The 23656-nt window shown below is 59.6% G+C and carries 21 protein-coding genes and 1 pseudogene; 10 read left to right on the top strand and 12 right to left on the bottom strand.

Translation table 11 applies throughout. From position 1 onward, the window contains the following. Positions 1–109: 109 nt before the first annotated feature. Positions 110–1132: a ribosome small subunit-dependent GTPase A gene (rsgA, locus tag AC244_RS22695; RefSeq protein WP_053251089.1), complete on the bottom strand. Its 1023-nt coding sequence runs from the start codon at positions 1130–1132 to the stop codon at positions 110–112. Positions 1133–1168: 36 nt separating this feature from the next. Next, entirely contained in the window at positions 1169–1345 is a 177-nt protein-coding gene (locus AC244_RS37640; RefSeq protein ID WP_202596106.1) for a hypothetical protein, read from the bottom strand. A gap of 247 nt (positions 1346–1592) precedes the next feature. Between AC244_RS37640 and AC244_RS22690 the strand changes: the two genes are divergently transcribed. Next, a complete protein-coding gene (locus AC244_RS22690) occupies positions 1593–2279 on the top strand; it encodes an alpha/beta fold hydrolase (protein WP_053251088.1) in 687 nt (228 codons plus the stop codon). Between the two features lie 935 nt (positions 2280–3214). On the opposite strand, the gene AC244_RS22685 is transcribed toward AC244_RS22690, so the two are convergent. The 3 genes and pseudogenes from AC244_RS22685 to AC244_RS38890 form a co-directional block, all read right to left on the bottom strand. Next, positions 3215–4549 carry an ISNCY family transposase gene (locus AC244_RS22685; protein ID WP_053251087.1) on the bottom strand — a complete coding sequence of 445 codons (1335 nt, stop codon included), beginning with the start codon at positions 4547–4549 and terminating at the stop codon, positions 3215–3217. A 427-nt stretch (positions 4550–4976) separates the two neighbouring features. Beyond that, positions 4977–6599 (bottom strand): GMC oxidoreductase, encoded by a 1623-nt coding sequence (locus tag AC244_RS22680; RefSeq protein WP_082367052.1) that lies wholly within the window; start codon positions 6597–6599, stop codon positions 4977–4979. 224 nt (positions 6600–6823) lie between these two features. Continuing rightward, a pseudogene (locus tag AC244_RS38890) lies at positions 6824–7260 on the bottom strand (CopG family transcriptional regulator). A 148-nt stretch (positions 7261–7408) separates the two neighbouring features. On the opposite strand from AC244_RS38890, the gene AC244_RS22670 reads away from it, so the two are divergent. Beyond that, positions 7409–8308, top strand: coding sequence for an MBL fold metallo-hydrolase (locus AC244_RS22670; protein WP_053251086.1), 900 nt, complete (start codon positions 7409–7411; stop codon positions 8306–8308). A gap of 212 nt (positions 8309–8520) precedes the next feature. Here AC244_RS22670 and AC244_RS22665 read toward each other — a convergent pair whose 3' ends face one another. The 7 genes from AC244_RS22665 to AC244_RS22635 all read right to left on the bottom strand — a co-directional run bounded on the left by AC244_RS22665 (position 8521) and on the right by AC244_RS22635 (position 15746). Next, positions 8521–10137 carry a dihydroxyacetone kinase subunit DhaK gene (locus tag AC244_RS22665; protein ID WP_053251085.1) on the bottom strand — a complete coding sequence of 539 codons (1617 nt, stop codon included), beginning with the start codon at positions 10135–10137 and terminating at the stop codon, positions 8521–8523. A gap of 10 nt (positions 10138–10147) precedes the next feature. Continuing rightward, complete coding sequence (locus tag AC244_RS22660; RefSeq protein ID WP_053251084.1) at positions 10148–11143, bottom strand: ABC transporter ATP-binding protein; 996 nt, start codon at positions 11141–11143, stop codon at positions 10148–10150. Continuing rightward, the gene (locus AC244_RS22655; RefSeq protein WP_053251083.1) at positions 11136–12233 is read right to left on the bottom strand and encodes an ABC transporter ATP-binding protein; all 1098 of its coding nucleotides are present in this window, start codon (positions 12231–12233) and stop codon (positions 11136–11138) included. Before AC244_RS22655 ends, AC244_RS22660 begins: the two co-directional genes overlap by 8 nt. A gap of 3 nt (positions 12234–12236) precedes the next feature. Beyond that, positions 12237–12425: a hypothetical protein gene (locus AC244_RS22650; RefSeq protein WP_053251082.1), complete on the bottom strand. Its 189-nt coding sequence runs from the start codon at positions 12423–12425 to the stop codon at positions 12237–12239. Then, complete coding sequence (locus AC244_RS22645) at positions 12422–13363, bottom strand: carbohydrate ABC transporter permease (RefSeq protein ID WP_053251081.1); 942 nt, start codon at positions 13361–13363, stop codon at positions 12422–12424. The genes AC244_RS22650 and AC244_RS22645 overlap by 4 nt, the downstream gene beginning before the upstream one ends. Then, positions 13360–14307, bottom strand: coding sequence for a carbohydrate ABC transporter permease (locus tag AC244_RS22640; protein ID WP_053251080.1), 948 nt, complete (start codon positions 14305–14307; stop codon positions 13360–13362). The genes AC244_RS22645 and AC244_RS22640 overlap by 4 nt, the downstream gene beginning before the upstream one ends. 101 nt (positions 14308–14408) lie before the next feature. Then, on the bottom strand, positions 14409–15746 hold the full coding sequence (locus AC244_RS22635) for an ABC transporter substrate-binding protein (RefSeq protein WP_053251079.1): 1338 nt from the start codon (positions 15744–15746) through the stop codon (positions 14409–14411). A 275-nt stretch (positions 15747–16021) separates the two neighbouring features. Here AC244_RS22635 and AC244_RS22630 point away from each other — a divergent pair, with 275 nt between their 5' ends. From AC244_RS22630 to AC244_RS22595, 8 genes are all read left to right on the top strand, one after another. Beyond that, entirely contained in the window at positions 16022–17044 is a 1023-nt protein-coding gene (locus AC244_RS22630; RefSeq protein ID WP_053251121.1) for a LacI family DNA-binding transcriptional regulator, read from the top strand. A gap of 520 nt (positions 17045–17564) precedes the next feature. Beyond that, on the top strand, positions 17565–18923 hold the full coding sequence (locus tag AC244_RS22625) for an NAD(P)H-dependent oxidoreductase (RefSeq protein ID WP_053251078.1): 1359 nt from the start codon (positions 17565–17567) through the stop codon (positions 18921–18923). 23 nt (positions 18924–18946) lie between these two features. Continuing rightward, a complete protein-coding gene (locus tag AC244_RS22620; protein ID WP_053251077.1) occupies positions 18947–19246 on the top strand; it encodes a putative quinol monooxygenase in 300 nt (99 codons plus the stop codon). Positions 19247–19260: 14 nt separating this feature from the next. Further along, positions 19261–20166: an NAD(P)-dependent oxidoreductase gene (locus AC244_RS22615; protein ID WP_053251076.1), complete on the top strand. Its 906-nt coding sequence runs from the start codon at positions 19261–19263 to the stop codon at positions 20164–20166. 24 nt (positions 20167–20190) lie between these two features. Further along, complete coding sequence (locus AC244_RS22610; RefSeq protein ID WP_053251075.1) at positions 20191–21186, top strand: DctP family TRAP transporter solute-binding subunit; 996 nt, start codon at positions 20191–20193, stop codon at positions 21184–21186. A gap of 77 nt (positions 21187–21263) precedes the next feature. Further along, positions 21264–21815 carry a TRAP transporter small permease gene (locus AC244_RS22605; RefSeq protein WP_053251074.1) on the top strand — a complete coding sequence of 184 codons (552 nt, stop codon included), beginning with the start codon at positions 21264–21266 and terminating at the stop codon, positions 21813–21815. A 3-nt stretch (positions 21816–21818) separates the two neighbouring features. Then, the gene (locus AC244_RS22600; protein ID WP_053251073.1) at positions 21819–23099 is read left to right on the top strand and encodes a TRAP transporter large permease; all 1281 of its coding nucleotides are present in this window, start codon (positions 21819–21821) and stop codon (positions 23097–23099) included. Positions 23100–23101: 2 nt separating this feature from the next. After that, positions 23102–23653, top strand: coding sequence for a gluconokinase (locus AC244_RS22595; protein ID WP_053251072.1), 552 nt, complete (start codon positions 23102–23104; stop codon positions 23651–23653). Positions 23654–23656: the final 3 nt, after the last annotated feature.

Raw genomic sequence — 23656 nt, 5'->3', positions numbered from 1 at the left:
ATGACATCGCGCGTTAATAAACGAAACAGCAATTTTGTTTATTAACGCATTCGCTTAATTAACGATAGGACGGTGTAGCGGGTTCCTATCTGTTCAAGGCGTCAGACCTTCAATATTTCTTTTTGCGAACGATCTTGTTGCCGCGTGGTCCGCTGATGACAGGTGTTCTGTCCCGGTTTTCAGAAACAAGACTTCGCCAGCGTTCAATGCGGTCGGCGGCCAAAGTGCCGCTTTTGACAGCTGCCTGAACCACGCAGCCCGGTTCATGCGCATGGGTACAATCGCGAAATCGGCAAAGCGGTGCCAGTTCCTTTATGTCGGAAAAAAGCGTGTCGATCCCGTCGGTGATATCGCTGACGTAAAGTGTTCTTATTCCGGGCGTATCTATGACCCAGCCGCCGCCCGGAATAGCATGCAGCGAGCGCGCGGTCGTGGTGTGACGGCCTTGCGCGTCATGTTCGCGAATAGTCCCGGTTTTCTGCTTTGAGTCAGATGCAGGTCTGGTCAGCGTGTTCACCAACGTCGACTTTCCTACTCCGGACGATCCCACCAGGGCGATCGTTTGGCCAACGCCGCACCAGGAACTCAAAAAGGAGCTTGCATCGGCAGAGTGCCCATTCAGGGCAACGACAGGTAGGTCGCGCTGCAAAGCCTCGGCTTTGGCCTGAAATATGCCAACGTCGTCCGCAGTGTCAGCCTTGGTCAACACGATTACGGGTTTGCTGCCCGCCTGGTTGGCCATGATTAGGTAACGTTCTAGCCGGTCAATATTGAAATCGGCGTTGCACGAGGTCACGATCAACAGTGTGTCGATGTTGGCAGCAACAAGTTGTTGGCCACGTCCGACCTCCGGACGTCGCTTAAACACGGTTTTCCGGTCAAGCCGGCGGACAAGCATGTCGGACCGGGGATCGGCAAGCACCCAATCGCCCACCGCGAAGTCAGCCGTACTGGCATTGGCAGGTAGCTCTAGCCTGACTGACCCCGTGGCGCCCATCGCCTCAATGCGTGCCCGGTGAACCGACGCGACGCGCTTGGGTACGAGGTCTGCTTCGGTCGGCTTTACCTGATCCGAAAAAAAGCCAGACCAACCAAGCAATTCCAACGCTGAGTGGAGACAGGAGTTCGTCAAATTTTGCTTCGCCTTTGATTATTGTAGGCTTCCTGCCTAGTTGCGCTGATGATCTCGCTTTGGCAAAGAATTTGCGTAAGCAGCAGCCTCGCCGGAGTAGGGGAAATGGTCACCTAACTGACGGTCACCGTCATAAACTTTGAAGGCAGGTCCATCGACTTCGACGATCTTATACCCATTCACGTATTCAAACTTTGGCGTTTTCCAACCCATAAATGCTCTCCAGTTTCGGCCCAGTGTTTCCAAACTCTGAAAATGATGTCCGGCTGGTCATACTTCGCAGTCTATCGCAATATCACGTGCCTGCACAAAAGACGAACTAGCCAACGCCGGTTCGTATCCCATCAAGAGCATAGATCTGATGGTCGGCTTCAGGCACCAAGCGGACATCAAGTGTTTCCACTTGCACCGGTAATTGATCTTGGCTCCTTATGGCGACAAAGAACCAAGGTTGATAACTATGTCGATGCTTCTGGTCCCTGGTTTCATGCTTGATGCCGATCTCTGGCGAGATGTGGAGCCAGCGTTAACTGAATTCGGTCCTCTGCTTCACGCCGACCTTTCACAGGACAGCACGATAGTCGAGATGGCACACCGCGCTCTATCGGCAGATTCACCCAAATTTGTGTTGGTCGGCTTCTCTATGGGCGGATACGTAGCGCGAGAAATAGTTCGCCAAGCTCCTGAACGCGTAACCGCCCTCGTTTTGATCGCGACGTCAGCGCGCGGAGATAGTGAAATACAAGTCCAGAGGAAAGCCGCCATCGCTATGCAGAAAGATGCTTCTGCGTTCAAAAGTCTCAGCGCGTCGGCAGTGGCATCCTCGCTGCATCCGAACAACGCAGGTCGGTCGGATTTAATCGCGCGGATTCAGGAGATGGGGCATCGGCTGGGTGGAGAAACGTTTCGGCGACAGTCCCTTCTCGAAAGGAGGGACGAGCGGGATGGCCTTGGAGCGATCAAAACTCCGACCCTCGTTATCGCGGGAGAGCAGGATAAGCTTAGAAGTCGGATGGAAGTCCTTGAGCTTCACCAAGGGCTAGTTGGCTCAGCGTTCGAGATAGTCGAGAACACCGGGCACATGATCCCCCTGGAAGAGCCGCAACGTTTAGCGGAGATCATGAGACACTGGCTCAGCCGACAATAGTCCCTGCGATTTTCTGCTTGTCGCGCAAGGGCGACCATCGGCTTTCGCCGATGGTCAGTAATCTACAATTCAGTCTGCTCAGCAATTCTCAGCGCGGGACTGGAGATGTTCTCGTTTCGTGCTTCGAAAGTCGCATATTGTATCGACTGGAATACTGCTCGCGCGAAAACGGGGTGCACGGACTACGCTACTGCATCATCCTGTAGTCAGACTCGATTGGGCGGAGCCGTACATGACCCAGCTATGCGGCCCTCTCGATTTCCAGGATCGTTGCAGCTCACCATGAAGTGCTAACTCCTCTTTCTTGAGGTCGCAGGAAGCCTGCATATTCATCCAGATCCGAAGCGGAATCATCGGAACAATGACGACGCGTATCAGAAAAATCCGTCGAGCGCGCGGGCGAGGATATCTAAGCCGGCTTTTCTCACATATTCCAGGATAGGTGTCGCAGATGGATGTAGGCATCGGAGGGTGTCCATGACCGAAGTTGAACTTAGGCAATTGTGGGGGATACGTCTGGATCGTTCCCGGGGTAACTGTCGCGGCCATCCGGGTCCTCGATACATCCCAAATTGGTGGGGCGGAGCCGGTAGTCGAATCTCATCCGCGCGCGCATTCGCTGTTGGCGTGCTGTTCGGCGGTAGCCCGCCCGCCTGAGGCGAGGCCGGCGTCCATGTCATTCTCGCGATCATGATCGAAGCTGATAAGCGAGCCAGAGGAGGCATGGCGCCCATACACGTTAGTCTAGTGTCCGTCCATAAACGGCTGGTTTTCTTGTGCTTGCAGCGCGTTTGGGTTCCGCTTGGTGGCGGCTTTGAAGCCATGCGGTGTGGCTCATGGGTGCTAATTGCGGCGGCCAGGATTTCTGGTGGAAATGCGCGCATTGGCAACTGCCGGCGTTCTGCCGGTCCGGTTTTGGCTGGCGACATGGGATGTCAGTTCGGTCTGAGGCGGGCGAAGAGGGCGAGATTGTAAGCGACCACCGAGGACCAGACATAAGTCTTGAAGTGGTCGAGCCCACGCCAGGTGCAGCGCCCCAAGCCGTAGGCGCGTTTGAGGCAGGAGATGCCGGCCTCGATGCCGGCGCGGAAGTTGCGTAGCTTGCGATAGACCCAGCGGCTTTTGACCATGTCTTCGATCTTGAGGCCGCACTTTTTGTGGAAGGCCACATCGCGCACGCCCCAGGCCTTGGCTCCGCTCAGATTTTCGCGGCTGGCATAGCCGCCGTCGGCCGCCGCCTGCCGTGGCGGCTCGCCCCAGATGCCGATGTGACGCTCCAGCATCGGCAGCAAGCGCTCGCTGTCGGCCGGGTTGCCGGCTTCGACGACGAGGTCGAGGATCAGCCCGCTTGTGCCGGTGGTCAAATTGATCTTATGGCCATACTCGACGTCGCGGCTGCCTTTGACGATGATGTCGGCATGCGGCTCGAACAAACTGACCAGCTTGTCGCCAGCCGGCCCCGCCCCGCCGGCCGGGACCCGCCGCTCGGTCTGGGCGATGATCCGTTCGATCAGCGGCTTATAGTGGCGGACTTGGGCCTGCCAGAGTTCGACCGCCGGGCCCGCCGCCAAGGGCAGCTGCGCCGCCGCCTGTTCGAGATAGCTCAAGGTGGTGCACGTGATCCTGAGCAGCGCGCGATAGTGCTGAACTCGTTTCGGACGACCGCGGGTAAATTGGATCGCCCGGGATCGCTTCTTCGCCGCGCGGCAGTGATCGTGCCATGGGATGGCGCTGCCCAAGGAAGCCGCCTGCTGCAACAGCCGCACCATCACTCGCACGCAGTCCCACAAAAGACTGCTGTCGCTCGGTTCGTGCATCAGCGCCGAAGTGACGGTGCTGTCGATGCGCACGACCTTGCCGCGTTCCACCTTGTCCTGCCGCGCGCTCGTCAACAGCACGCGATTGATCGCTTCAAAGGTTTCGGCCCGGATCGCGCTGATCGTCTTGTGCAAGACCGACTTCTTCGGGCTGCATCCCCATGGCAGCCGGGCAAAAGCACGGAACGAGGCGGAATCTTCCAGATGAAAGGCCAGCTCCTCATAACTCAACTGACGGTGTTGTTTGAGCAGGGCGCAACGCAGCACGGCCTCCGCCGGCAGGCCCTCGCGGCCGGTCTCCTTGACGCCATGGCGGCGCAGGTCCTGCGCTACCAGCCCGAGCAGATCACGATGCTCATCCAGCCATTGCGACATGGCTTTCAGCTCGCGGCCGATCTCGTGTTCGGCGAAAAGATCGAATATATTGGATTGGACGGTGCGTTCTTGGCGCATTGTCGGCTCCGGCGGTTGCGGGTTTGTCTTTAGAATCAATGGCTTGATCTAAAGTATACCTGAAACCGCCGGGCTTTGCCCGCGCAAATATCGCGATTCATCCAATAATTTCAGCGGTTTACCGTTTGTGGATGGGCACTAGTCTAGCCAGCATCGCCGGACGTTCAGCGGCGGCCAAGGGGCGAGTGTTAATAGGAGCGCTCGGCGACAACCTGACGAGTTGTGAAGCCGGAGCCTTCCATCAGGCTTAACAGCAGGTGTGCTTTTTGCGAGCTGTCGCTGACGGGAGGATGTTCTCCGCCGCGTAACGGCACGGTCTTGGGGTGGGATAGTGTCCACCAAGTGCAAAGTTGGCACTAAGGCGAGACCTGATTTCTCCAGAACCGGCTAGGACGCAATCCGGAGTCCACAACAGCGCATGCGCGCCTCACTCTCGCTTGGCCGCGAGGTGTGTTCCAAGCCTCAGCGCGAGGGCAACGGCGGGGAGCGTAGGATTGGCCTGGCCACTGGTTGGGAACACTCCGCTGCCCGCGACATAGAGGTTCGCCACATCGTGGAGACGGCAGTCGGTATTGACAACACCGTCTTGCGGACGTTGAGACATCCGTGTCAGGCCAATCTGGTGATACCCGTCGAATGCTTGAGCAAGCACCGACGCGTTGCGTTTGTTCGTGTCGTGCAGATAGTCCAGTTTGCCGAGGGCGTGCTCGCGGAGCCAACGATCGAGAAGCTGGTGAGAGCGCACAACCGATACGACATCCTTGCCATCGACACGGTAATCCACCTTCAGTCCGGGCAGAAGGGAGTTCCCCTGTTTTTCGCAGAGACGAACACGGCTTTCAGGAATTGGCGTTTGTTCCGCGTGGTATCGCAGGAGGTATCGGCCCTTGGGATTTGGCACGGTTCTGCGCCCTCGGAAGCGGCTGTTCAGAAGATCGCCGGCGGATCTGACGAGATCCTGGAGAAGCGCCGGGTCGTTCCGCACATTCTGCAAATGGCCGCGGTAATGATGCTGCCGGTCAGGTTTTGCCTTTGGTGCCAGACCTTTCTTCAGCACCCGGTAAATGCCGGAGAAAGCGAGCGGCAGATAGAGTGCGGAGAAAGCGCCCGAGCCATGGGCGGCATCGGCGATTGAAAGCCCGTCCAGCCAGAAGGCCGAATTCAGCAGCGCATTCTCCTGCTGGGCCTCCCCGTTGATCTGCAGCCTTGGGCGGAAGTAGTTTCCAGATCTATCCAACTGAAACGAAAGCGTTTTCTCAAGATTCCTGTCTTGAAACTCGATGAGTGCGATGTAGCCGGTCAGGTGTCCTTGATAGAAACGGCCGAGCGCTCCCTCTGGTCCCCCGAACTTCCGAGGCCATTCACGCTGTGCGGTCAGAAGCAGACGTGCGTTCTCCAGCCCGCCACCCGCAAGCACATAGGATTGCGCACGAATTTGGAACATTCGACCGTGGGAATGAACCCTGAGATGGTCGGTGTGCGAAGCTGTCGGATCCAACGCGATGCCAGCAACCGTTGCGCCAGTGAAAACAACAATGCGCTTGGAGGCGAGCAGATGCTCCCTGTACAGAGGTCCGAGTGCGGGTCGCGCGCTCCAGCGCTCGATGGTGGAGGTCTGCACGTCATGACCCGGAATACTTGCTCCGTCGAGATGGGTGTTCTGTTCGCCGCAATTGAGGAACATGAAGGCTTCGGCATAGTGGTCGCTGAGTTCGGCGTGCGTGATCGGCCACCCGGAGTGAGGAATATGTGCCCGCTTCGCAAAATCAACATCATCAAATGTGACGCACCGACCGCCCCAGAGCGCCGACGTTCCGCCCAGACCACGTCTGGTCGTTGCGGTGACCGCAGCATGATGCGCGTTCGCGTATTCGACTTGTGCGAAATGTTCATCGGCGTTCGAGGGCCCGTCCAGGGCGCCGGCCTCGAGAAGGACGACGCTCAATCCGAGCGTCTCGCATTTGAGAGCGAGAGCAAGGCCAACGGGGCCGGCGCCGACGATGCACACATCCGCGACTGGCCGTTCTGCGGGCTCGCTGCCTGCGATCATGTGTTTGGCTCCTTCTCCGCCAAACACATCACATTTATTGCACCGCAGCAAATGATTTATATGAGTAAGCTCTAACGTTATTGGATTTCGATCGGGCAGCGCCTGGGCCTCGCATCCGTCATTGAAGGTCCGGATTTGGCGCAAGCGGAAATCATTGCCGCATATCTAGGCCCGCGGATTCAGAGATTACAAGTCTCTGTGCAATCAGGTCCCCGCGACCAAGCCTAATCGACGGTGGGTAGCGCCGCGACATCTTCTGAAATCTCCTGGCGCAGCTTCGGACCGTTGACGAGACGGCGGCCGAGGGCAGCGACGACAGCGTCATAGCGCTCGCTGGCCTTGGCTCGGGCAGCAGCCTGCGCAGGTTCGGGCAGCGGCGATTGGTCGTCAGCCAGAAGCGCACCAAGGCGGCGAGCGTCTCGACCGCTATGCCGAGATCGCGTTCCAGGCGGGTCATGCGTCGATCGAGCTGATCAAGCCGCTCACGCGAGCCACATGCCTCTGAACTTTTAGAGGCGGGATTGCTGGATTTCTGAAACGCCAGTGCCGCACCGACTGAACTCTCCGCCACATACACTTGGTCCAAATCGAGTCTGGTGCCGTAATTGCTTGGCAGGAACCAGCAGGTCTGATCGCAACAACCACGGTGAACCGTCGTCATCGACAGTCGGCAGGTATACACTCAGCGCAGAGCGGACAATTGGTCCCTTGAGAATTGTCTGCCGCATGCCGTCGCGGGCAACAGCGAAAATAGGTGAGAGGTCGAAGACCTCGATATTTGGCTTCATCGCGTAGTGCGAGGCGGGATAATGAGCGCACCATTTCAAAACACCCAAAATGCCGGCTGGTACCGTTTTCGCCTCGGAAAGTTCGAGTGCACGGTGGTCTGGGACGGCTATATCCGCCATAGCTACGAGGGGATATTCCCAAATGCAAACCCAGAAGAAATGGCGCGACTGAAAGCCGAATACCGCCTGCCGGTCGACCACATTCCGATGGACGTCAACCCGGTGGTAGTCAACACCGATGACCGCCTCTTCCTGATCGACGCTGGCATGGGCCCCTCGACATTGTTCGGAGATACGATGGGCCGCCTGCCCGAGAACCTTGCGGCTGCCGGCATCCGACCAGAGCAGATCGACGTCGTGCTAATGACGCACCTGCATCCAGACCATTCCTACGGGCTGGTCAACCCCGACGGCTCAGCCGCCTTTCCGAATGCCGATCTCTATTGCACGGGGGACGAATGGGAAGAGTGGACCGATGCGCAAAACCTCCGCTGCAACGATTTCCGAGCGCCCTGGACCCGAGGTACGCTCGAAGCCGTCGCCCCCTACCGCGAGCGGCTGAAGCTTTTCAAGGCCGGTGATGTCCTGTTCCCGGGCGTTTCGACCTTCTGCGTCAAGGGCCACTCCGCCGGAATGGTCGCCTATATCTTCGAGAGCGAAGGGCAGAAAGTGGTCTTCACCGGCGACGTCGCCCATCACCAGATTTTTGACCCGCTGCATCCGGAATGGTTCTTCCACATGGATATCGACACCGACCCGAAGCAGGGCGCGGCGGCCAAATCGGCGCTCTTCGCCAAGGTGGTGGGCGAAAACATCCGCTTCCACGGCTACCATTTCCCCTATCCGGGCATTGGCGACATGGACCGTGCGGCCGATGGAACTTATCGCTTCAATGGAGAGGCCGCGACACCGCGCCTGTAATTGCGCGCGGTGTGAGGGACCACGGCAAAGGAGCCGCAAATCCAAGATTTCCTGCTCTTCGCGCAGCTGGTAGGGATTGCTTCGGCTCCATTGCGCCGCGACGATCGCGCCTGGAGTAAGGACGATCCAACGGCGCCCCGCGACGACATCATCGACATCGCGCGGTCGCTGGTCTTAGCGAGCGCAACCTGCACCGCAGATGCGCTCGAGCATCACGCCAGATGCTCGAACAGCCGGGCGACGGCCTCCGCACCCGGATCGACATGGCCCTCCAGCTGTCGCGCGTTGATATAGGCGGCGCGACCGGCCCTGGCCTTGAGTAGCGTTGCCGTCAGGTTTGCTCCCTCCCGCGCAGCCAGGGCGGCCGAACGGACCCCGTCGCTGAGCGCGTCGAGAGCAGGGGAAAGCGCGTCCACCATGGTTCGGTCGCCGAGCCGGGCGCCGCCGATTTCCTGCATCCGGGCAAGTCCTGCCTTCAGCGCATCCCGCATGGGAAGGCCGCTCGACGCCGCGTCGCCGGCCGCGGCGAAGAAGATCGCCAGCAGCACCCCCGACGATCCTCCCATCGTCTGGCTGAGTTCCTGGCCGATCGCCCGGTAAAGCTGGGTGTGGTCGGACAGTGGCAGTCGGTCGATCGCATTGATCAGGGCGCGGGCGGCGCCAGCCAGTGTCGAACCGGTATCGCCATCGCCCGATTTGGCATCCAGTGCGTTCAGGTCCTGCTCGGCCGCAATCAGGACCCGGCAGCAATTGATGATGAACTCGCGCGTCTCCCTGTGGTCGGACGACAGGGGGGCAATGGGTGTCAACCCGTCGGGCAGCATGCTGACGATGGCCGGCTTGACAACGGAAAGGCCGGGCCATGCCGCCATGGGAACCGGTGTACCGAGCGCCTTAAGATCGGCTTCGTCGGCGGGATAGACAGAAACCGAAAAGCCGCGCATGTCGAGGGATGTCATCATCGGCGCGGGACCGACCACATGCGAAATCTGCGCACCGATCGAGGACGCGACAAGTTCGTGCGCCAAAACCGACATTTCCAGGGTGGACGTGCCGCCGAGATTGTTGATGAGCGCCACATGTGGCCTGTCCTCCATGGCAGCGGCGAGCTTGCTCGCAACCGCCTCCATCGCCGTTCTGGCATCGATGAATTCGACTTGTTCGACGCCTGCCTCGCCGTGGATGCCGAGCCCGAGTTCGGCCATGCCGGCAGGAATGCGGTCCTCCTTCGGCGATCCGGGAACCGTGCATGTGTCGAGCGACATGCCGATGCTCTTCGACCCGGCCGAAACACGCCGGGCAGCAGCCGTCACCGTTTCAAGATCCGCACCAGCCTCGGCCAACGCTCCTGCAATCTTGTGAATGAAGAGAGTGCCGGCAACGCCGCGCGCCTGCGGCAACTCGGGCAATGCCACGTCGTCGCCGACGATGACCATGTTGACGTTGAGGCCGAAAGCACGGGCGCGTTCGGCGGCAAGGCCGAAATTCAGCCGGTCGCCGGTATAGTTCTTGACGATCAGCAGGCAGCCGGCAGGGCCCGTGACTGCGAGAATGCCGGCAAGCACCGCATCGACGCTCGGTGAAGCAAAGACGTCGCCACAAACTGCCGCGGTCAACATGCCCGCCCCCACGAAACCGGCGTGGGCTGGCTCGTGCCCCGCCCCGCGGCCGGACACCAGCGCCACCTTGGATTTATCCCAGTCGTTGCGTAGAACCACGCGAATATGCGGATAGCCGTCCAGACGCGCCAGCGAACCGCCGCTCATGGCCAGCAGGCCGTCGATCGCCTCGGTGACGACGTCTTCCCTTTTGTTAATGAACTGTCCCATGTATTTTCCTCTAAGCTAAGCGCATGCCGGCCGCGTCGAAGTAGAGCGGCTTGTCGGGCTGAATTTTCACAGTGTCTCCGCTTTTCAGCCTGGTATGGGCGTCGGTGACGGTGATGAGATCGTTCTTCCGGAAGGACAGGTGAAGGCGGGTCTGGTCGCCAAGATGCTCGACCCGCCTGACCAGCGCGTCCTGGCCGCTGCCCTGGGTAATATGCTCCGGCCGCAAGCCGATGTGCACGGCCCTGGATGGTGCGCCCGGAAACGTGTCGGCGGGAATAATGTTGATGCGTGGCTGGCCGAGCTTTGTTGCCGCGTAGATGCTCACCGGATGTTCATAGACCTCACGCGGAGAGCCGAACTGCACCAGCCGGCCTTCGTGAAGCACACCGATATGCGTTGCCATTGTCATTGCCTCGATCTGGTCGTGGGTGACATAAAGCAGGGTGGCGCCGGATTTGGCCTGGATGTTCTTCAGCTCGATGCGTAGGTCGGCCCTGAGCTTGGCGTCAAGGGAGCTCAAGGGCTCGTCCATCAGATAAATCTGCGGCGTGCGCACCAGCGCACGGCCAATCGAGACGCGCTGCATCTCGCCGCCGGAGAGCGCCGTCGCCTTGTTGTCGAGTTTGTGGGAGATCTGCAGGACCTCGGCGATCGCATTGACCTTGCGGTCGATTGCCTCCCGTGGCGTCTTCAGCAGTGGCGATTTCAACGGGAATTCGAGGTTCTGCCGCACCGTCAGATGCGGATAGAGCGAATATTGCTGAAACACCATGGCGACATTTCGCTGCGCCGGTGTATGCCCCTCGACCGAGCGGCCGCCGAAGTAAATGTTGCCGCTATCGGGGCGATCGAGGCCGGACACCATGCGCAGCGTCGTGGTTTTTCCGGCTCCCGTCGGCCCGAGGAGAACGACGAAGGAACCGTCCGGTATCGTCAGCGAGACGTTGTCGAGCGCTGTATGATTGCCAAACTTCTTCGTCACGTTTTCAAGAACGACGTCAGCCATGACGCAATACTCCCTCATTGGCTTCGGACAGAAGGGCCCGCCCTTTCTCGCCCTCGAATATCGTCAGAGTGCCGGGATTGAATTCGAGCCCGATGGTCTCGCCGGACCTGACAGCCTGCCTCGAGGATGCACGCGCCTTGACCTCGCCGTTCGGTGTCGTCAGCGTAATGATCTGCGTGGTGCCGAGATATTCGGTGGCAAGCACTCTGCCGCGATACTCAGACGCATCGGAAAAGCGGATATGTTCGGGCCTCACCCCCATTGTCAGCTGGCCCTTGGCTCCTTGCCGAGACGAAGGAACGTTGACCCTCTTTCCCGAAAGCTCGATGACAGTGTCGCCGGCATCGATCATGCCATCGAAATCGAAGAAGTTCATGGCCGGGGAGCCGATGAACTTTGCAACGAATTTGGTCGCCGGCCAGTCATAGATTTCCTGCGGCTTGCCGAATTGCTCGACGACGCCGTGATTCATCACCACGATCTTGTCGCCCATCTGCATGGCTTCCAGCTGGTCGTGGGTGACGTAGACGGTGGTCGCGCCGATGCGGTCGTGAAGTGCGCGCAGTTCCTCGGCCATATGCTCGCGAAATTCCGCGTCGAGCGCGCCAAGGGGTTCGTCCATGAAGAAAGCCTTCGGACGGCGCACGATGGCGCGGCCGAGGGCGACACGCTGGCGGTCGCCGCCTGACAGTCCGCCGACCGGGCGATCAAGGATTGTCTCGATCTTGAGGATGCGCGCCACATCTTCCACGCGTGCCTTGACCTCGGCCCGCGGCATGCCCTGGCTCAGCAGAGGATAGGAAATGTTCTTGCGCACATTCATATGTGGATAGAGTGCGAACATCTGGAAGACGAAGGCGATGTCGCGCTGGCTTGCCGGCTTCATGCCGACTTCCTCGCCATCGATGTAGATTTCACCGCTGGTCGGCAGTTCGAGGCCGGCCATCATTCGCAATGTTGTCGTCTTGCCGCAACCCGACGGTCCAAGCAGCATGAAGAACTCGCCGTCTTCGACTGTGAACGAGGAGGACTGGACAGCAGTGAATGCTCCGAACTCCTTGCGCACATTCTGAATTCTGATCTGTGCCATGGGTTACTCCGGAAAGTGGCTGACGATGATGAACATGACCGTGCCAACCAGGGTCACGATGAACGAGTAGGAAAACATCGACAGCATGAACGGTTGCATCAGCATGAACACCCCGAGCGCAATGAGGACTGATGCGACCATCTCCCACGCGCCGCGCCGCAGTTCGCGCAACCCTCTGATAAATTCGGTCATTTGCGGACAGCTCCGAATGTGATGCCACGCAACAGGTGCTTGCGAAGGACAATCGTGAAGATCATGACGGGAACGAGGAAGAGCGTTGCGCCCGCGGCAACCGCCGGCCAGTCCTGACCGCCAACACCGATGATGGTGGGAATGAACGGCGGCGCCGTCTGGGCGGTGCCCGAGGTCAAAAGGACGGCAAAGGCATATTCATTCCAGGCAAAGATCAGGCAGAAGATCGCTGTTGAGGCAATGCCGGTCATGGCTTGCGGAAGAACGACCTTATAAAAAGCCTGAAACCGGGTGTACCCATCGATCAGCGCCGCTTCCTCGTATTCGATCGGGATTTCGTCGATGAAACCCTTAAGCAGCCAGACCGCCAGTGACAGGTTAACCGCCGTATAAAGCAGGATCATGCCGAGATGGGTGTCGTTGAGGCCAAGCGAGCGGAACATCAGGAAGATCGGGATAGCCACGGCGATCGGCGGCATCATGCGCGTCGACAGGATGAAGAATAGCAGGTCATCCTTGAGGGGTACCTTGAAGCGGGAGAAGGCATAGGCCGCGGCGGTACCCAGGACAATGCACAGCACGGTCGAACCGAAGCCAATGACGATCGAATTCGAGAAACGTTCCATGAAACGCGACGGGCCGGCGATGATGAAGCCATCCTTGCGCACGATGCGGTCGTACCAGGTCGTGGGTTCCCCAAGGGCTTTCACATCCTCTTCCGTTGCCCGCGTGCGGGTGGTGAATAGGTTCACATACCCTTCAAGGGTTGGAGAAAAGAACGTTTTGGGCGGATAGGCGATGGCATCGGACGGTGACTTGAAGCTCGTTCCGATGATCCACAGGAGCGGCAGGATCGTGATCAGGGCGTAAAGGATCACAAGCGTTCCCGCGAACAATTTCTGGCGACCCGAAGGTTCTGTTACGGAGTAGCTGCTCATCTCTGTTTCACCTTGTTCAGGGCTTTGACGTAGATCGATGCCAGGCCGAAGACCGTTACGAAGAGGATGACCGCGTAGGCGGACGCATAACCCGTGCGCCATTTCTCGAAGGCTTCGCGTTTCAGGTTGATGGATGTCAGTTCGGTGGTCGATCCGGGACCACCGCCGGTCAGCTGCACCACGAGGTCGAACATCTTGAAGTTTTCGATGCCGCGGAAAAGGATCGCCAGCATCAGAAATGGAAGGACCAGGGGGATTGTGATTGTCCAGAACTGCCGCCATTTGCTGGCGCGGTCGCATTCCGCCGCTTCATAGATACTGCCAGGGATGGACCGCAGCCCCGCCAGGCAGATCAGCATGACGAAAGGCGTCCACATCCAGGTATCGACGATTACAATGGCCCATGGCGCCAGCGGCACGTCGCCGATCATCGAAAAGGTGGACGGGTCGGTTCCGGTGAGGAAGCCCACCGCGTAGTTGAACAGGCCGATCTGCGGCTGGTAGAGAAATGTCCAGAAGTTGCCGACAACCGCCGGGCTCAACATCATCGGCAGCACGATGATCGTCGTCCACATGTCGTTGCCGCGAAATTTTTTGTTGATCAGATAGGCCAGTGCGAAGCCAATCAGAACCTGGAGGACGATCGTCCAGATCAGGAAATGGGCCGTTGCCTGCATCGTCAGCCAGACGTCCGAGTCTGTCAGGATATTGATGTAGTTCTTGAGCCCGACGAAACTGACCTCGGCATTCGGCCGATTGACGCGAAAATTGGTAAAACTCAGCCGGATTGTCCAAATCAACGGAAAGATGTTGACGGCGAGCAACAGGAAGATCGACGGTGCCACGAAAAGCCAGGCAATGGCCCGATCCGAGAGCCCTTGGATGCGTTTGGCAACGACAGGCGGCGTTGCGCGTGCCGCCCGTTCGATCGATGAATCGAGCATGGTAGTCCCCTAAATCATATGCAGATTGGTTCGCAGGACCGGCTAAAGAGCGCCGGTCCTGCACAGACATCTGAAGCCGCGGGGAGGTACGCGGTCAGCGTCTAGTACTTGCCTTCGTCGTCGAAGATCTCGGTCCAATCGGCAGCCAGGCCGTCGAGCGCTTCCTTGGCCGTGCCCTGACCGGCGACAACGTAGTTGTGGAAGCGTTTTTGCGAGGCCTGTAGAAGCGAGGCATAGGATGGCTCCGCCCAGAAGTCCTTCACGATTGCCATGGAATCCAGAAAGGTCTGCGCATAAGGCTGGCTCGTGGCAAAGCCGGGGTCTTCAACGACCGCGCGCAATGCGGAATAGCCCCCCAGCTGCCACCATTTGGCCTGGATATCGGGCTGAGCAAACCATTTGATATATTCAAGGGCGGCATCCTGCTTGTCGGATGCTGCGACTACGGAGATGCCCTGGCCGCCCAGCTGCGCAAACTGCACGCCGTCGGGGCCGGCCGGATTTGCGAAGTAGCCAGACTTGTCGCCACCGACTTTGGGATCGGCATGGATGCCGGGCCAGGTGAAGGCGAAGTTCATCTGCAGGGCAACCTGGCCGGACTTGTAAGCATCGATGTTCTCGGACATGTAAGCGTCGGACGATCCGGGAGGAGCGCAGCAATTGTAAAGCTCCTTGTAGAATTCCAGACCTTTCACGGACTTGTCTGAATTGACATATCCTTCGAGCTCATAGGGCTTGTCCGGATTCTGATATTCGAAGCCAAAGCTGTAGAGCACGTCCATCGCGCCCATTGTGATGCCCTCGGATCCGCGCTCGGTATAGATCGCGGCGCCGTAAACCTTGTTGCCGTCGATCTCGCGATCCTGGAAAAACGCGGCGATATCTTTGAGTTCGGCGAACGTCTTCGGCACGGCAAGATCGCGGCCGTATTTCTGCTTGAATTCCGCCTGCAACTCAGGGCGAGAGAACCAATCTTTGCGATAGCTCCAGCCAACGACGTCACCGAAGGCAGGCAGCGCCCAGTAGTTCGGCGAACCCTTCGGCCACTCGGCATAACCTGTGACGGTCGCCGGGATGAAATCGCTCATCTTGATGCCTTCCTTGCCAAAGAAGTCATTGAGCTTGACGTATTGGCCATTTTCCGCCGCGCCGCCGATCCACTGGCTGTCGCCGATCATCAGGTCACAGAGCTTGCCGCCGGAATTCAGCTCATTGAGCATACGGTCGGCGAAGTTCGGCCACGGCACGAATTCAAAACTCATCTTGTGGCCGGACTTGGCCTCGAAGTCCTTGCTGAGCGCAACAAGCGCATTGGCCGGATCCCAGGAAGCCCAGCACAGCGTCAAATCCTCGGCCTGCGCCGGCGCGGTAGCGCCCAGCGTCAAAAATGCGGTTGCAACACCGGCGCCAAGCGCCGACTTCAAATATGAAACTGCCATGGAAATCTCCTCCAGCGTGACACTCCGACCTCCATCGGTACGTGCCTCGCGCTCTCAACGAGTTGCGACAGACTCGAAGATTCGCCCTCCTTGGAGCGACCCTCCCCTCCAGCGTCGGCGCACTCCTCTGGCCGCTGCTGTTGTCAATCATATAACTGAGGTGCGCACCTCAGTGCAAGGTTTTTTTGAGGTGCGCACCTCAATTTCTTGCTTTTTCGCTTGTGCTGTTGGAAAAGAGGCAGTGGGCGGCAACAGGAGGATGGTGAAAAAAGATGATGCGACCGACGGCGAAAGACCTGGCGGAAGCAGCCGGATTGAGTTTGGCGACAGTCGATCGCGTTTTGAACGACCGGCCGAATGTCAGTGCTGGAGCCGTGCGAAAAGTGAACGAAGCCATTGAGCGAATTGGCTTTTTTCGCAATCCCGCGGCTGTTGTCCTGGCTCGCAACAAGCTCTACCGCTTTCGCTTCGTTCTCCCAAGCAAAGGCGATCAATATCTTCTGGAGCTGCTGCAACGTGTTCGGGAGGCAAGTCAAACGCTCAAATCCGAGCTAACGGAAATAACCGTCGATCAAATCCCAACGGATGATCCGCATCAGCTTTCACGCCATCTGGCCTCGATCGAACACGAAGCGGTGGATGGCGTCGCCGTCATGGCGCCTGAGTCACCACAGGTCCGCGACGCGCTCAGCCGGCTAATGTTGCGGGGCATTCACCTGGTTCAGTTTCTGTCCGGACAGGAAAAGTTGGAAACCGCGGACTTTGTTGGTGTCGACAACTTCGCAGCTGGTGCAACAGCGGGCAAGATTATTGGCCGTTTCCTCGGCAAGGACCCCGGCAAGGTCATGATCGTTGCGGAAACGATGGTGGCGCGGGACAGTATCGAGCGCCGTCGCGGCTTTGACAGTATTATTAATCAACAGTTCCCTGGCCTAACAAACCTCCCGTCGCTTGAGACTTATGGTGATGAACGCCGGGCCACGGCGATCATACGGCAAGTCCTGGAACATAATCCGGATATCAAAGCGGCGTATATCATGAGTCCGGAAAGCCGCGTGCCTGTCACTGCGATCAGGCAGCATACTGACGCGCGAAGGATCGTCATTGTTGTCCACGAGCGCACGCCCTTCAGCGAAGAAGCTCTCCGCAACGACCAAATCGATACAATTATCGCGCAGGACCCCGGGCACGCAGTGCGCAGCGCTATCCGCATCATGCGCGCGCGCACCGATGAGCGCGAACCCATCGCGTCACAGGAAAAAATCCGTATTGAGGTCCTGCTCAAGGAGAATCTGTGATTGAGGGATGCCAGATGCGCATCCCCGTGCCCGCGTGACGAGTATGATGCCCAAAGCGCGCTTTGAATCGGGTTGCCATCTGAACCTGTTCGGCGCTGGAAACCCGTTGAATTTCGAAAATCGAGAGCGAAAAAACTAGCCGACATCGCCCGTGACGACATCATCGATATAGCAAGGTCGTTGGCCAGGCAGGGCAGGTGAGGTGAGGGCAGGGCGCCCGGATCTGCGGCCGCGATCCCGAAACACCTTTGAAGCGGAATGCTTACTGCCTGAATGCTTAGAAAATCTAACAGGATCGTTCGACTTTCTAAATTGAGCTAAGTGCTCATCAGGCTTACCTTCCTTTTGAAGCTGCTCGGGAGGCGGCTGGGAGTGGCGGCAGTTTCGCCTTCCCCGGAGGAGACAAGGCTCATTCGAACGACTGCAACCGGTGGAGCGCATGGCGCTGCCGCGCGTTCGTTGATGCGCAGACTTCGGCGGGGCACTCCTCACAATCATCCCCTAGCTGAGGACCGTATCGATGAATCTTTATTCCCTTCTTTCCCTGCGTGCGGCCAACGGCCGTCCCGTTCGTGTGGCGCTGATCGGCGCCGGCAAGTTCGGTTCGATGGTCCTTGCGCAGGCCCAGCGCATCAGCGGCCTGCACATGGTGGCCGTGGCCGACCTCAATGTCGGCAAGGCGCGCGATTCCATGGAGCGTGTCGGGTGGACCAAGGAACGCTATCAGGCAAAAAGCTGCGCCGAGGCGCTCAAGACAGGCCAAACCTTCGTGACCGACGACGTCGATGCGATCTTCGGCTGCGGCGAGATCGAATGCGTCATCGAGGCGACGGGCCACCCGATCGCCGGTGCGCGCCATGCGCTTGGCGCCATCGAGAACCGCAAGCACGTCGTAATGGTCAATGTCGAGGCCGATGTGATGGTCGGCCCTATCCTCTCCGAAAAGGCCCGTGCCAACGGCGTCATCTATTCCATGGCCTATGGCGACCAGCCGGCGCTTATCTGCGAACTCGTCGACTGGGCACGCGCCACCGGCTTCGAAGTCACCGCTGCCGGCAAAGGCATGAATTTCGAGCCGCGCTATCGCTATTCGACGCCGGACACGGTCTGGGGCTTTTTCGGCTGGACGGAAGAGGAAGTGGCAAAGGGCGACTTCAATCCGAAGATGTACAACTCGTTTACAGACGGCACCAAGGCGGCGATCGAAATGGCGGCCGTTGCAAATGGCACGGGGCTCGATTGCCCGGATGACGGCCTGGCCTTCCCGCCGGCTGGTCTTCACGACCTTGCTCGCGTCTTCCGCCCCGCGAGCGATGGCGGCCGCATGGCCCGTTCCGGCCTGGTCGATATAGCGGCCAGCCAGGAGCCCGATGGCCGTGAGGTCTTCAACAACATCCGTTACGGTGTGTTCGTCACCTTCAAGGCGCACAACGAATATGCCCGTGCCTGCTTCAAGCAATACGGCCTGTTGACCGACCCGTCGGGCTGGTACGCCTCGATGTGGCGTCCCTTCCACATCATCGGCCTGGAGACGTCCGTCAGCGTTCTGTCTGCTGTGCTGCGCAACGAGCCGACGGGCTCTTCCAAAGAGTTCCGGGGCGACGCAGTCGCAACGGCGAAGAAGGACATGCAGCCGGGTGAGATGCTGGACGGTGAGGGCGGATACGCAGTTTGGGCAAACGCCATTCCGGCAACACGCAGCCTTGATCTGAAGGCCTTGCCGATCGGCCTTGCCCACAACGTCAAGCTCAAGCGACCGATCAAGAAGGACCAGATCGTCAGCTTCGACGACGTCGAGATCGTCAACGACCTTGATGTCGTGCAGCTCCGCCAGGACATGGAAGACCGCTTCCGGCCTGGCCAGGACGCGGCAGCCTGATCGTGGGGGGAGGGAACGGGAAAATGGAAGCCTTCGTCGTGATTGCCGAGTTCCGCGTCCGGCCGGAGAGGTTGGCGGACTTTCTGGAGGCAGCCCGCGATGATGCGGCGCATTCCGTGGCGGATGAGCCGGGGTGCCGGCAGTTCGATGTCGTTGAGCCGGAAGGAGAAGACGGGACTGTCGTCTTCTATGAGGTCTACAACAGCCGCGAAGCCTTCGATGCCCATCTGCAGACGCCGCATCTCGATCGGTTTCGGACGGCATTCCCGTCCCTCATTCTGGAGGAGCGGCCAGTCCGCTTCCTCCAGCGCCGCTATCCGTGAAGGGAGGTGACGCCATGGCCGAAGCTGCGAAGAGGATTGCCGTTATCGGAACGGGCATCATGGGCGGTCCGATGGCGCTGCGACTGGCCGATGCGGGTTTTCAGGTGACCGTTTGGAACCGCACGCGGGACAAAGCGGATGCGCTTTCGTCTCGCGGCATAGGGATCGCTGGATCGGCGGCGGAAGTCGCCGCCGATGCCGACGTCGTGATCTGCATGTTGAGCTCCGGCCCGGTCTGCGAGGAGGTTCTTCTCGAAAGCGGCGGAGTTGTCGCAGCAATGAAACCCGCAGCCGCGCTCGTCGTCATGAGTTCCATCCCGGTCGAAACGGCCGTGCTGATCGGTGAGCGCGCTGTTGCGTGTGGCCTTGCCTACAGCGACGCCCCGGTTTCCGGGGGCGAAAAGGGGGCACAGGAAGGCACGCTTGCCATCATGGCGGGCGGCGCGGAGGCAGATGTTACAGCACTATCCGGCGTGTTTTCCTGTCTCGGCCGGGTGACGCATGTCGGCCCTGCCGGCAGCGGCGCGCTGACGAAGCTCGCCAACCAACTCATCGTCGCCTCGACGATCTGCGCCGTTGCCGAGGCTCTGACGCTTGCCGAACGGGGCGGTGCGGATCCAGCCCGCGTAAGAGAAGCGCTGCTTGGCGGTTTCGCCGACTCCACTGTTTTCCGCCAGCACGGCTTAAGAATGGTGACAGGTGATTTCCGGCCCGGCGGGCCGGCGAAATACCAGGTGAAGGATACCTCCACGGCTCTGGCATTTGCCCATAGCCGCGGATTGAGACTACCGGTCGGCGAGGAGGTCGACCGGCTCTACCAGGCCATGGTCGACAACGGCGATGGCGATCTGGATCATAGCGGAATCATTCTTGAACTTCGGCGTATGAACGAGACCGCGAAACCGACGGCTTGTGCCTGACATCAACACTTTGGGAGGAATGACATGAAACTCGCTACCATCCGCGGCCTGCTCGCAGCCGCCACTCTTTTCTCTGCCTCGCTCGCCCAGGCCGAAACCTTGACGCTTTCGACGCCGGATGCCGATACGTCGGAAATCACCCTTGCCGCCAACAAATTCGCCGAACTCGTATCGGTCAAGACCAATGGCGAGCTCACCATCAAGGTATTTCCGAACGGCACGCTCTACGGCGGCGATCCTTCGGCCGGCGTCAAACAGCTTGCCGGTGGTTCGCTGGACATGCTGCTGAACTCGACCTCGCTCTATGCGACCTTCAATCCGAAGTTCACTGCGGTCGCCATCCCTTACCAGTTCCGTGACATCGAGCAGCTGCGGGCCTATCTCGACAGCGATCTCGGTCAAGAACTGCAGAGTGATCTGAGCAATATCGGCATTCTCGGACTCGATCTCTGGTCCCGGCCGCTCCGCCAGATCACCAATTCGAAGCTGCCGATCACTTCGCCGGCTGACCTCAAGGGCATGAAGCTGCGTGTGCCGAACAATCCGCTGTGGGTCGAGTTCTTCGGCGCGATGGGTGCAGCGCCCACGCCGATGGCCTTTGCGGAGGTCTACAATGCCCTGCAGCTGAAGGTGGTCGACGGGCAGGAAAACCCGATCAACGTTCCGGTCAGTGCGCGCCTGTTCGAAGTGCAGAAATACGCGACGATCAGCAACCATATCGCCGACGCCTGGGTGCTCGGCATGAACCCGGCGCGCTATGAAGGGCTGAGCGACAGTTTCAAGGCGGCATTGCGGGACGCCGCCAAGGAAGCTGAGGCCTGGAAGGCTGAGAACGATGCAGCCGATATCGCAAAGTCGCTCGAGACCCTTAAGGCGAACGGCATGGAGGTCAATGAGCTGACCGACGAGCAACGCCAGGCCTTCGTTCAGGTCGCGGCCGGTCTGTCGGACAAGTTCTCCGCCCTCGTCAAGGACCAGTCCTTCTTCGATCGCACCCAGTCCTTCGCCAAGACGAACTGATGCCCCCGGGCGGCACCTTGCCTTCGGGCAGGTGCCGGCCCAGGCTTCCGTTTCAATCCTTGAGGAAAGGCATTCCTATGCGCGCTCCCTTGCGCTCCCCGCTCGGCACCTTCGTGAAGATCATCGCCGATGTCGCGGCCGGCGCCGCCTGTGCAGGCATCCTAATCGTCGTGCTGGTCCAGGTCATCGGCCGCCTCGCTGGACACCCGTTTCCCTGGACCGAGGAAGCGACGCGTTTTCTCTTCATTTGGATGGTGTTTCTCGGGCTTGCCGCCGGCTTCAGGACCGTCGAGAGCGCGCGTGTCGTCATCTTCCTCGTGCTCGCGCGCCGGTTCTTCCAGCATCTCGCCGTGCCGATCTACGTCGTGTCCTCCGTCTTCTTCTTCGGGCTGATGGGATGGACCGGGCTGACGCTGGTGCGCCAGCAGATCATGATGAGCGAGACTGCGGCCACCCTGCCCATTCCCATGTGGGTCATCGGCCTGGTGATGCCCGTTTCTGCGGTGATCGCGATCCTGGCGATCCTGGAATCGCTGCGCAGCCGCCGCGAGCTCATCGCGCTTCCTGAACTCGGCCTGCCGGTGGGCGAGACCGCCCATGCCGACATCTCCATCTCAGCGGGACATTGATCCATGTCGCTCTTTCTCCTTATCTCCTTCTTCGGGCTAAGCATGCTCGGCGTACCGCTTGCCGTCGCCCTGGCACTCGCCGGTGTCGCAACGCTCTGGCTCTACACGACCATGCCGATGGATCTTCTCTCGCAGACGATGTTCTCCTCGATGAACTCGTTCCTGTTAGTGGCGGTGCCGCTCTTCATTCTGGTCGGTACCGTCATGGAGCGCGGCAGGGTCGCCGAACGCATCTTCGACTTTGCCGAAGCGATCGTCGGCTGGCTTCCCGGAGGCCTCGGCCATGTCAACGTAATTTCGTCGGTGATCTTTTCCGGGGTCTCCGGGTCCTCGGTCGCTGACATCGCGTCCGTCGGTGCAATCGAGATCAAGGCGATGGAACGGCATGGCTTTCCGAAAGGCTATGCCGTCGGCATGACGCTTTGCACTGCGACGCTGTCTTCGATCATTCCGCCGTCCATTCTCGTGGTCATTGCCGGTTCGATCGCCAATGTTTCGATCGGAACGCTGCTGGTCGCCGGCCTGGTGCCGGGTCTGTTCATCGCCTTTGCCTTCCTGGTCTTCAATCACTTCTACTCGGTCTATTACGGCTACAACCCGCCGACGCCGTTCAACTTCCGCCTTGTGGTGGTGACGGGCCTGCGCGCCATCCTGCCGATGCTGACCCCGCTGATCCTCATCATCGGAATCGCGAGCGGGCTGTTCACGCCCACCGAGGCTGCGGGCGTCGCCGTCGTCTATGTCGCGGTGCTAGGCCTTCTAGTCTATCGAACCCTTCCGGTCCGGGAGCTCCCGGAAATCCTGATTTCGACGGCGCGTATCTCCGGGACGATCCTTTTCATCGCAGCCACCTCGCAACTTGCCGCCTGGATCTTCACCTATGATGGTTTGCCGGAGAAGGTGGCCGAACTGCTCAAGGCCATGAGCCTCGGCCCGCTGACGGGCATGCTGGTGATCTTCGTCTTCTTGCTCATCATCGGCATCTTCATGGAAGCGATCCCGGCGATGTTCATCCTCATCCCCGTGCTGATGCCGCCAGTGCAGGCACTGGGCATCGATCCGATCCACTTCCTGATCGTGACGGTCATGACGCTCACGCTCGGTCTGGTAACGCCACCGGTTGGCGTCTGCCTGTTCGCTGCGGCGCAAGTGGCCAACATGAAGGTCGAGGATGTCATCCGGGGTTCGCTGGCGCCGATGGCGGTGCTGACGCTCGCCATCTTTGCGCTGGTGCTTTTCCCGATCCTCACGCTCGGCCCGATCCGCCTGCTGGGGATGTATTGAAGATGACCAATGCGGTTTCGGGCCTGTGCCCTCAATGGGCGCAGGCTGGTCATATCCTCGTCATGGGCATTGCGGGGACGGGAAAGAGCGAAATTGCGAACCGGCTCGCGGCTGCCCTCGGCGGCACGTTCATCGAAGCGGACGACTTTCACAGCCGCGAGAACGTTGAACGGATGCGCCAGGGCATCGGTCTTACGGATGCCGATCGTTGGCCGTGGCTGGGGGCAGTGGCACAAGCCGCGCTGTGCGCCAGCGGCAGTCCCGTGATCATTGCCTGTTCGGCGCTGAAGCGCAGCTACCGCGATTTCCTGCGTGCGAAGATCGGTGCGCTTCCGATGTTTTATCTCATCGGCACCCCGGAGCTGATCGGCGAGAGGCTTGCCAATCGCCCGGGGCATTTTGCGACCGGCTCGCTATTGGAAAGTCAGATGTCGACCCTTGAGCCGCCTGGGGAGGATGAGGCGACCATCACGCTGGATATTCGCCTGCCGCCCGAGGCCATCGTGGCGGCTGCACTGACACACCTCGATCGCATGGCAGCAGACGGCTACTGACCC

The sequence above is a fragment of the Ensifer adhaerens genome (assembly GCF_001270265.1).
Lineage (GTDB): Bacteria > Pseudomonadota > Alphaproteobacteria > Rhizobiales > Rhizobiaceae > Ensifer > Ensifer adhaerens_B.
The sequence above is the reverse complement of the archived record's forward strand: the minus strand, read 5'-3'. Positions and strand labels throughout refer to the sequence as shown.

What these genes read in the sequence shown, in the direction of transcription:
- AC244_RS22630 (WP_053251121.1), top strand. Translation starts at nt 16,022, where the DNA reads ATGCGACCGACGGCGAAAGACCTGGCGGAAGCAGCCGGATTGAGTTTG.
- AC244_RS22645 (WP_053251081.1), bottom strand. Translation starts at nt 13,363, where the DNA reads ATGAGCAGCTACTCCGTAACAGAACCTTCGGGTCGCCAGAAATTGTTC.
- AC244_RS22640 (WP_053251080.1), bottom strand. Translation starts at nt 14,307, where the DNA reads ATGCTCGATTCATCGATCGAACGGGCGGCACGCGCAACGCCGCCTGTC.
- AC244_RS22615 (WP_053251076.1), top strand. Translation starts at nt 19,261, where the DNA reads ATGGCCGAAGCTGCGAAGAGGATTGCCGTTATCGGAACGGGCATCATG.
- AC244_RS22660 (WP_053251084.1), bottom strand. Translation starts at nt 11,143, where the DNA reads ATGGCTGACGTCGTTCTTGAAAACGTGACGAAGAAGTTTGGCAATCAT.
- AC244_RS22670 (WP_053251086.1), top strand. Translation starts at nt 7,409, where the DNA reads ATGAGCGCACCATTTCAAAACACCCAAAATGCCGGCTGGTACCGTTTT.
- AC244_RS22625 (WP_053251078.1), top strand. Translation starts at nt 17,565, where the DNA reads ATGAATCTTTATTCCCTTCTTTCCCTGCGTGCGGCCAACGGCCGTCCC.
- AC244_RS22680 (WP_082367052.1), bottom strand. Translation starts at nt 6,599, where the DNA reads ATGATCGCAGGCAGCGAGCCCGCAGAACGGCCAGTCGCGGATGTGTGC.
- AC244_RS22620 (WP_053251077.1), top strand. Translation starts at nt 18,947, where the DNA reads ATGGAAGCCTTCGTCGTGATTGCCGAGTTCCGCGTCCGGCCGGAGAGG.
- AC244_RS22665 (WP_053251085.1), bottom strand. Translation starts at nt 10,137, where the DNA reads ATGGGACAGTTCATTAACAAAAGGGAAGACGTCGTCACCGAGGCGATC.
- AC244_RS22655 (WP_053251083.1), bottom strand. Translation starts at nt 12,233, where the DNA reads ATGGCACAGATCAGAATTCAGAATGTGCGCAAGGAGTTCGGAGCATTC.
- AC244_RS22610 (WP_053251075.1), top strand. Translation starts at nt 20,191, where the DNA reads ATGAAACTCGCTACCATCCGCGGCCTGCTCGCAGCCGCCACTCTTTTC.
- AC244_RS22600 (WP_053251073.1), top strand. Translation starts at nt 21,819, where the DNA reads ATGTCGCTCTTTCTCCTTATCTCCTTCTTCGGGCTAAGCATGCTCGGC.
- AC244_RS22635 (WP_053251079.1), bottom strand. Translation starts at nt 15,746, where the DNA reads ATGGCAGTTTCATATTTGAAGTCGGCGCTTGGCGCCGGTGTTGCAACC.
- AC244_RS22690 (WP_053251088.1), top strand. Translation starts at nt 1,593, where the DNA reads ATGTCGATGCTTCTGGTCCCTGGTTTCATGCTTGATGCCGATCTCTGG.
- AC244_RS37640 (WP_202596106.1), bottom strand. Translation starts at nt 1,345, where the DNA reads ATGGGTTGGAAAACGCCAAAGTTTGAATACGTGAATGGGTATAAGATC.
- AC244_RS22605 (WP_053251074.1), top strand. Translation starts at nt 21,264, where the DNA reads ATGCGCGCTCCCTTGCGCTCCCCGCTCGGCACCTTCGTGAAGATCATC.
- AC244_RS22650 (WP_053251082.1), bottom strand. Translation starts at nt 12,425, where the DNA reads ATGACCGAATTTATCAGAGGGTTGCGCGAACTGCGGCGCGGCGCGTGG.
- AC244_RS22595 (WP_053251072.1), top strand. Translation starts at nt 23,102, where the DNA reads ATGACCAATGCGGTTTCGGGCCTGTGCCCTCAATGGGCGCAGGCTGGT.
- AC244_RS22685 (WP_053251087.1), bottom strand. Translation starts at nt 4,549, where the DNA reads ATGCGCCAAGAACGCACCGTCCAATCCAATATATTCGATCTTTTCGCC.